The 8,127-nt window shown below is 76.4% G+C and carries 7 protein-coding genes; 5 read left to right on the forward strand and 2 right to left on the reverse strand.

Annotation, left to right across the window (positions count from 1 at the left end; genetic code table 11):
- Positions 1-222: 222 nt before the first annotated feature.
- A complete protein-coding gene (locus tag ADY01_RS29130; protein WP_063784402.1) occupies positions 223-3,837 on the reverse strand; it encodes a BTAD domain-containing putative transcriptional regulator in 3,615 nt (1,204 codons plus the stop codon).
- A gap of 86 nt (positions 3,838-3,923) precedes the next feature.
- Positions 3,924-4,559 carry a TIGR03085 family metal-binding protein gene (locus tag ADY01_RS29135; RefSeq protein ID WP_049579450.1) on the reverse strand — a complete coding sequence of 212 codons (636 nt, stop codon included), beginning with the start codon at positions 4,557-4,559 and terminating at the stop codon, positions 3,924-3,926.
- A gap of 60 nt (positions 4,560-4,619) precedes the next feature.
- Between ADY01_RS29135 and hisI the strand changes: the two genes are divergently transcribed.
- The 5 genes from hisI (at position 4,620) to ADY01_RS29160 (ending at position 7,894) form a co-directional block, all read left to right on the forward strand.
- Positions 4,620-4,994 carry a phosphoribosyl-AMP cyclohydrolase gene (gene hisI / locus ADY01_RS29140; protein ID WP_049579452.1) on the forward strand — a complete coding sequence of 125 codons (375 nt, stop codon included), beginning with the start codon at positions 4,620-4,622 and terminating at the stop codon, positions 4,992-4,994.
- Positions 4,991-6,490, forward strand: coding sequence for an anthranilate synthase component I (locus tag ADY01_RS29145; RefSeq protein WP_049579454.1), 1,500 nt, complete (start codon positions 4,991-4,993; stop codon positions 6,488-6,490). The genes hisI and ADY01_RS29145 overlap by 4 nt, the downstream gene beginning before the upstream one ends.
- Positions 6,487-7,113 carry a TIGR02234 family membrane protein gene (locus tag ADY01_RS29150; RefSeq protein WP_049579456.1) on the forward strand — a complete coding sequence of 209 codons (627 nt, stop codon included), beginning with the start codon at positions 6,487-6,489 and terminating at the stop codon, positions 7,111-7,113. The genes ADY01_RS29145 and ADY01_RS29150 overlap by 4 nt, the downstream gene beginning before the upstream one ends.
- An 80-nt stretch (positions 7,114-7,193) precedes the next feature.
- Positions 7,194-7,469: an HGxxPAAW family protein gene (locus tag ADY01_RS29155; RefSeq protein ID WP_063784403.1), complete on the forward strand. Its 276-nt coding sequence runs from the start codon at positions 7,194-7,196 to the stop codon at positions 7,467-7,469.
- An 8-nt stretch (positions 7,470-7,477) separates the two neighbouring features.
- Positions 7,478-7,894 (forward strand): DUF2752 domain-containing protein, encoded by a 417-nt coding sequence (locus ADY01_RS29160; RefSeq protein ID WP_107081863.1) that lies wholly within the window; start codon positions 7,478-7,480, stop codon positions 7,892-7,894.
- Positions 7,895-8,127 lie beyond the last annotated feature (233 nt).

The following is an 8,127-nucleotide window of genomic DNA, read 5'->3' on the forward strand; positions in this document are numbered from 1 at the left end:
CCCCCCGCGCAAGGCGGCTGTCCCCGACTCGCCCCCCCCCGCCCGCCCCGGCCACGCCGCCGCTGAACAAGCTGCTGGCGCCGGGGGTGGGCCGGGTGGACCGGGCCCGCGACGCGTTGCCGGGCCGGGGCACCCCCTGCCGCGTCCCGGGGGCGCCGGGGACCGCCCCCCCGCCCGCCGGTCCCCGCCGGCTGACCTCGGGCCGGGGACCGGCGGGCGGGGTCATGTCCGGGACGGGGGCGGGGACAGGGCCTTGACGATGACCGCGTGGACGAGTTGGTCGGCGGGGACGCGGTTCTCCTTGAGTCGCTCCAGGTCGTCCGGGGCGAACCAGTCGTAGGAGGGGTGCTTGGCCCACTCCAGCTCCGGCGCGCTCAGGTCGCCGTCCACCTCCACCACGTAGTCGGCCTCGTGGCGCAGGCCCAGGCCGTCGTCGCCCTCCCAGGTGATGACGCCCAGGAAACGCGCCACCCGCCGCACCCGCCAGCCGGTCTCCTCCGCGACCTCGCGCGCCAGCGTGTCCAGGAGCGTCTCCCCCTCCTCCACGTGGCCGCCCACCAGGTCCCAGCAGTCGGGGAACAGCCGCCTGCTCGCGCTCCTGCGCTGCGCGAACGCCTCGCCGCGGCCGTTCAGGATCACCACGCCGACGGCCCAGGTCTCACCGGGGCCCGGCTCGGGGAAGAGCACGCCGTCGGCCAGTTCGACGGTCGCGGCGTCGGGCGACAGGCCCCCGCCCGTGGCCCGTTCCCGCGCGAAGGCCGCCTCGCCCAGGGCCGAGCGGGCCGCCGCCTCCGCCCGGTCGACGTCGGCGCGTTCCGCCGGGGGGAGGGGCGCGCCCACCGCCTCGCGCGCCGCGGACGCGGCGCCCAGAAGGCGCGCGGCGTGCGCCGCGTCGCCACCCAACGCCCGCGCGCCCGCGAGTCCTTCGAGCGCCAGCGCGACCGCCCGCGGATCGCCGGTGGCGCGCGCCGTCTCATAGCCCTCGCGGTGCAGCCGCAGCGCCCGTTCCGGCTCGCCGCGCTGTTCGGCGACATACCCGAGCTGCGCCAGCACGAACGCCGTGCCCGCGGTTCCCTCGGCGCCGCCCAGCCGGCTCAGCCAGGCGCGCAGGTGTCCCTCGGCCACGTCCAGCCGCCCCTGGCGGCGCGCCACCAGACCCAGGCCCAGCTCGGCGAACTCCTGCGCGGCCGTGGCCGAGTGCGCGACCGCGAGCCGCAGCGCCCGCTCGTGCGACTCCCACGCCCGGTCGAGGTCGCCGGCCAGCAGGGCGAGGCGGCCCAGCCCCGAGAGCCGGAAGGAGACCTCGGCCCACAGGCCCAGCTCCTCGGCCAGGCGCAGCCCCTCGCGCCGAAGCCCGGCGGCGCGCTCGTAGTCGCCCGCGACCTCCGCCACCACGTCCAGCGCGTACAGGGCCTCAAGGCGCCCCCACGCGTCCCCGAGTTCGTCGAACAGCTCCAGGCTGCGGCGCCCGTCGCGTTCGATCGCGGCCAGGTCCGCGCGGCCGAGCGCCAGCTTGGCGCGGGTGCTCAGCGCCGCCGCCGTGCCCCAGCGGTCGCCGAGGGCGCGGAAGGTCTCCAACGCACCGTTCACGCGCGCCTCGTGCTCCCGGAGGTCGCCGAACGCCCAGCGCGTCAGGACGACGAACCACTCGGCGCGCGCCCGCCCCAGCGGGTCGTCCACGCCCGCGTACGCCGCGCGCACCGCCACGCCCTCCGCGCCGCTCTCGCCGCCGGGGCCCGCGAGCCCGGCGTGCCACGCGACGGCCTCCGCGCGGAGCGCGGCGGGCGCCGTCCCGGGCGCCGCGAGCGCCGTGGTCAGGGCGCGGCGGGCCTCGCCCACGCGCCCGCGCAAGAACCAGTACCAGGAGAGCGCGTTGACCAGGCGCAGCGCCCGTTCGGCCTCGCCCGCCCCGGCGGCCCAGGCGAGCGCGCCGCGCAGGTTCGCCGCCTCGGGATCGAGGCGGTCCATCCAGCGGAACTGGTCCCGGCCGCGCAGATGGCCGGCGGCCCGCTCGGCGAGGGAGCCGTAGAACGCGGCATGGAGCCGGCGGACGGCGTCCTCCTCGCCCGCCTCCACGAGCCGTTCCAGGGCGTAGGCGGCCACCGACTCCAGCAGCCGGAACCGGCCGTCCACGACGGCCACCAGCGAGCGGTCCACCAGGCGGGTCAGCATCTCCACCACGTCGGCCACCTCGTGCGAGGCGACGGCCTCGGCCGCCTCGATCGTGCAGCCGTCCCGGTGCACGGCCAGGCGGCGCAGCACCGCCCGTTCCGGCTCGCTCAGCAGGTCCCAGCTCCAGTCGAGGACGGCGCGCAGCGTGCGCCGGCGCGGTGGGGCGTCCCGCGGCCCGCCCGCCGGCAGCCGGAAGCGGTCGTCCAGGCGCCCCGCCAACTCCTCGACGCCGAGCGCCCTGACGCGGGTGGCGGCCAGTTCCAGCGCGAGGGGGATGCCGTCGAGGCGGCGGCAGACCGCCGCCACGGCGGCGGCGTTGCCCGCGTCGAGCGCGAAGCCGGGGGCCACGGCGGCGGCCCGCGTCACGAAGAGCCGGACCGCGCTGTACTCCTCGGAGGCCCCGGCCCCGGCCCCGGCCCCGTCCGGCGGCAGGCCGAGCGGTTCGACGGGCTCGACGACCTCGCCGTTCACGCCGAGCGGTTCGCGCCCGGTGGCCAGGATCCGCAGTCCGGGCGCCGCCTTCAGCAGCCGCGACGCCAGCGCGGCCACGGGCTCGACCACGTGCTCGCAGTTGTCCAGGACCAGCAGCGTCCGCCGGTCGGCCAGCACCTCGGCCAGCCGTTCGCCCAGCGGCCCGCCCGGCACCGCGTCGTCGCGGACGCCGAGGACGGCGGCGACCGCGCCCTTCACGCCGGGCCCGGAGGCGGCGGCCAGCTCCACCAGCCACACCCCGTCGGCGAACTCCCCGGTCGCCTCCGCCGCCACGGCCAGCGCCAGCCGCGTCTTGCCGACCCCGCCGGGCCCGGTCAGCGTCAGCAGCCGGGCCGCGCCCAGCCGTTCCCCGGCCCCGGCCACCGCCTCCTCACGGCCGATCAGGTCGCTCAGGGGCGTGGGCAGATTGGTGCGCGCGCGGGGCGCGAGCGCCGGATCGTGGTTGAGGACCGCGCGGTGGAGCTCGGCCAGTTCCGGCCGGGGATCGACGCCCAGCTCGTCGGCGAGCGCGTCGCGCAGCTCGCGGTAGGCCGCCAGCGCCGCGTCCTGCCGCCCGGCCCGGTAGAGGGCGCGCATCTGCGCCGCGCGGAGGCGCTCGCGCAACGGGTGGCGGGCGACCAGCTCCGCCAGCTCCCCGGTCAGCGCGTCGTGCTCCCCCAGCGCGAGGCGGGCCTCGGCGCGCCCCTCGACGGCGGTCAGCCGCTGTTCCTCCAGCCGGGCCACGGCCGCCGCGGCGAACGGCTCGTCGGCGAAGTCCGCGAACGCCGGGCCGCGCCACAGGTCCAGGGCCTCGCCCAGCAGCGCCGCCCGCGCCCGTGGCTCGCCCGTCTCCTCCGCCCGCGCCACCAGCGCGGCGAACGCGCCCGCGTCCACGGCGTCTCCGCGGGCGCGCAGCGCGTAACCGGCCGCGCCGAGCTCCAGCAGCTCCCGGCCGCCCGGCTCGGCCTCGGCCAGCGCGCGCCGGAGCTGGGAGACGCGGGCCTGGAGCGTTCCGGCCGGGTTGCGCGGGGGGCGCGCGCCCCACAGGTCCTCGATGAGCCGGTCGGCGGAGACGGGCCCGCCCCCGTTCGCCAGCAGATCCGTCAGCAGCGCCCGGACCTTGGTGTCCGGAACGATGACCGGTGTCCCCTCGTCCGTCCACACGGCCAGTGGCCCGAGCACCCCGAAGCGCATGTGGCCAGGCTAGGCCCATCCCGTCCTGCCCGCCCTGTCCAGCCCGCCCACCGGCGGCGGCCCCGCCCGACCGGGCGGCCCGGCTCTCAGGCCATTCCCAGCTTCGCCTTCCGCAGCCTCATGATCGCGTCCTCGTCGCCCTCGACCCTCACCTTCGCCGCCTCCTGCCGCCCCGAGGCGAACATCAGCAGCTCACCCGGATCGCCGGTGACCGTCACCACCGGGGCGCCCTTGTGGGCCACGGCGGTCTGCCCGTTCGGCCGGCGGAGCACCAGGCCGACCGGGGAGCGGCGCCCCATGATCCTGGCGCCCGACTCCAGCCGCTTCCACAGCGCGTCCGAGAACACCGCGTCCAGCTCCCGCGGCGTCCAGTCCGGCCGCGCCCGTCGCACGTCCTCGGCATGGATGTAGAACTCGACCGTGTTCGCCGCCTCGTCGATCTGCTTCAGCGAGAACGGCGAGACCCGCGGCGGACCCGTCCTGATCAACTGGATCAGCTCGTCGTAGGGCCTGGCCGCGAACTCGTTCCGCACCCGCTCGGACCTGGCGGCCAGCGGCTTGATGACGATCCCGCCCGCGGCGTCGGCCCGGCGCTCCCGGACCACCACATGGGCCGCCAGGTCACGCGCCGTCCACCCCGCGCACAGGGTGGGGGCCTCGGGACCCGCGGACTCCAACAGATCCGCGAGCAGCAGACGTTCACGCTTGGCATGGGTAGACATGCGCCCAGCCTAATCGGCGGGCCCGACAGCCGCCCCCGACCGGCGCGGCAGAATGGACCCATGTCCCCTACGCCTCCGCTCGACCCGGCGGTCGCCGACCGCCTCAAGCGCACCGCCGACGGCCTGGTCGCCGCCATCGCCCAGCAGTACGACACCGGCGAGGTGCTGATGCTCGGCTGGATGGACGACGAGGCGCTGCGCCGCACCCTCACCACGGGCCGCTGCACCTACTGGAGCCGCAGCCGCCGCGAGTACTGGGTCAAGGGCGACACCTCGGGGCACGTCCAGCACGTCAAGTCCGTCGCCCTCGACTGCGACGGGGACACCGTCCTCGTCCAGGTCGACCAGGTCGGCGCGGCCTGCCACACCGGTGACCGGACCTGCTTCGACGCCGGCCGCCTCCCGTTCCCCACGGAGGAGGCCCACCGGGCATGACGACGCCAGACCTCGCCGGCTTCCGGGTGCTCGCCAAGGAGCGCCGCGTGATCCCCGTCACCCGTCGCCTCCTCGCCGACGGCGACACCCCCATCGCGCTCTACCGGAAGCTGGCGGCCGAGCGCCCCGGTACGTTCCTCCTGGAGTCCGCGGAGAACGGGCGGACCTGGTCCCGTTACTCGTTCATCGGCGTCCGCAGCGTCGCCGCGCTGACCGTGCGCGACGGCCGCACGCACTGGCTCGGCACCCCGCCGGTCTCCGTGCCCACCGAGGGCGACCCGCTGGCGGTGCTCCGCGAGACCGTCGAGATCCTGCACACGCCGCGCTCGCCCGAGCTGCCGCCGTTCACCGGCGGCATGGTCGGCTACCTCGGCTACGACGTGGTGCGGCGCCTGGAGCGCGTCGGGGACAGCACCCGCGACGACCTGCGGCTGCCCGAGCTGACCATGCTGCTCACCTCCGACCTCGCGGTGGTCGACCACCGCGACGGCACGGTGCTGCTCATCGCCAACGCCATCAACCACAACGACCTCGACACCGGCGTGGACGAGGCGTACGGGGACGCCGTGGCCCGGCTCGACGCGATGACCGCCGACCTGGCCCGCCCCGCGGGCGCGGGCCCGGTCGCCCTGCCGCCGTCCGAGCTGCCGCCGTTCACCGCCCGCTTCGGCGGCACGGACTACCAGCGCGCGGTCGAGACCGTCAAGGAGTACATCAGGGCGGGCGACGCGTTCCAGGTGGTGCCGTCGCAACGGTTCGAGACCCCGTGCGCCGCGAGCGCCCTCGACGTCTACCGGGTGCTGCGCGCGACCAACCCCAGCCCGTACATGTACCTCTTCCGGTTCGACGGCTTCGACATCGTCGGTTCCAGCCCCGAGGCCCTGGTCAAGGTCGAGGAGGGGCGCGCGCTGCTGCATCCGATCGCGGGGACCAGGCCGCGCGGCGGGACGCCGCAGGAGGACGCGGCGCTCGGCGAGGAGCTGCTCGCCGACCCCAAGGAGCGCGCCGAGCACCTGATGCTGGTCGACCTCGGCCGCAACGACCTGGGCCGCGTCTGCGTGCCGGGCACCGTCGAGGTCGTCGACTTCATGTCCGTCGAGCGCTACAGCCATGTGATGCACATCGTCTCCACCGTCACCGGGCGGCTGGCCGAGGGCCGCACGGCCTTCGACGCGCTCACCGCCTGCTTCCCCGCGGGAACGCTGTCGGGCGCCCCCAAGCCGCGGGCGCTCCAGATCATCGAGGAGCTGGAGCCCACCCGCCGCGGCGTCTACGGCGGCTGCGTCGGCTACCTCGACTTCGCGGGCGACGCGGACACCGCCATCGCCATCAGAACGGCCCTGCTGCGGGACGGAGTCGCCTATGTCCAGGCGGGCGCGGGCGTGGTGGCCGACTCCGATCCGGTCGCCGAGGACACCGAGTGCGCGAACAAGGCGGCGGCCGTTCTGAGGGCGGTGGCCACAGCCGGGAGGCTGCGAGGTAGCGTGGAGGGGTGACCCGTGACCCCGCCAGCAGCAGCAGCAGTGGCAGCAGCGCCCGCACCTCGCGCCGTGCGCTGGGCGTCGCGCTGCTCAGCGGCGCCGCCGGGGCCGCCATCGTGCTGATCTCCGCGGGACAGACGTGGGGTCAGGGCGAAACGGCGGGCGCGGACGCGGCGTTGCCCGTGGCAGCCAGCGGAAGCGCCGTCTCCGGGGTGCCGAGCGCGCTGGCGCTGGTCGGGCTCGCGTCGCTGGTCGCGGTGTTCGCGGTGCGGCGCACCGGGCGGACCGTGGTGGCCTCGGTGCTCGCCCTCTCCGGGGCGGGCGCCATCGGCACGGCGGTGCTCGGGGCGACGGACACGGACGCGCTGGAGACCAACGCGGCCGAGGCGATGGGCCTCACCGAGGCCGCCGTCACCTCCGTCAGCCACTCGGGGTGGCCCTGGTTCTCCGCACTCGGCGGCCTGCTGCTGCTCTGCGCGGGCCTTCTCGCGCTGAGCTACGGGCGGCACTGGCCCGCGATGTCGGGCCGTTACGAGCGCGGCTCCCGGCGGACGACGCCCCGCCGCGCCGCCGCGCCGGGCGACGACCGTCCCGAGGACATCTGGCGCGCGCTGGACCGGGGCGAGGACCCCACCTAGGACCGCTCGCAGGATTGTCCGCGCTGCCTGCCACAATGGCGGTACGGACGTTCGTTGATGCATGAGGAGCACTGACTGACATGGCGCGCGAGTACCACCACGGGAACACCCCGGCCGCCTGGACCGCCGTGACCATCATCTTCATCGGTTTCGGCATTGGCAGCGCCTACACCGTGACGGCCCAGCCCTGGGGAGTGGCGGCCGGTGCCGTCGTCGTCGCCCTCGGCGGAGTCGTCGGCCTGGTGATGCGTGCCATGGGCCTGGGCCAGCCCACCGGCCACGCCCCCGCCGCGCCTGTGGTCACCGTGCCGGCGCCCGCGAGCGGCGAGGACCGGGAGAGGGCCGCCACCAGCTGATACGGCGTGTGGCTTTTGCGCGGGCCGCGACCTCGCTCGATGCTGGTCGCGTGCTCGCCGCCCCGCTCGCCGCCGTGGCCGTGACGGTCGCCGCGTTCGGCTGCGTCGCGGCCGTCGACCCCAACGTCCCCGGCCGCTACCCCGCCTGCCCGGTCCTGTCGTTGACCGGCCTCGCCTGCCCGGCCTGCGGCGGCCTGCGCAGCGCCCACGCCTTCGCGCACGGCGACGCGGGGGCGGCCGTGGCCGCGAACCCGCTGGCGGCCCTGTCCTTCGCCGCCTTGGCGCTGCTGCTCGCCGTCTGGCTGGCCCAGTCCCTCCGGGCACGCCCGTTCCCGTTCACCCCCCGCCCCGCCCACGCGGCGATCGCCGGGGCCGTGACGGCCGCGTTCACCGTGGCCCGCAACGTTTTCGGTGTCGCTGGGTGAGGTTCCCTGCGGGTGGCTTGGCCGTTTGTGGCTGGGGCGGTTTCCGAGGCTTTACGCAGCCACGTTGGGGCGAGCCTCCAAGATCGGGGGCCCGATCGGGGACAACGCGGTGGGGCCCAGGGGCCCGATCCGCCGGCCAGCGTAAGGGCCCCCGATCTCTCGCCCCAACGCAGCTCCCGCCCAAAGCCTCTCCAACCGCGTGGGGGGTCCGCATACCTGCGGCCGGTGGGGGT

This window comes from Streptomyces sp. SBT349 (genome assembly GCF_001083795.1).
Classification (GTDB): Bacteria; Actinomycetota; Actinomycetes; order Streptomycetales; family Streptomycetaceae; genus Streptomyces.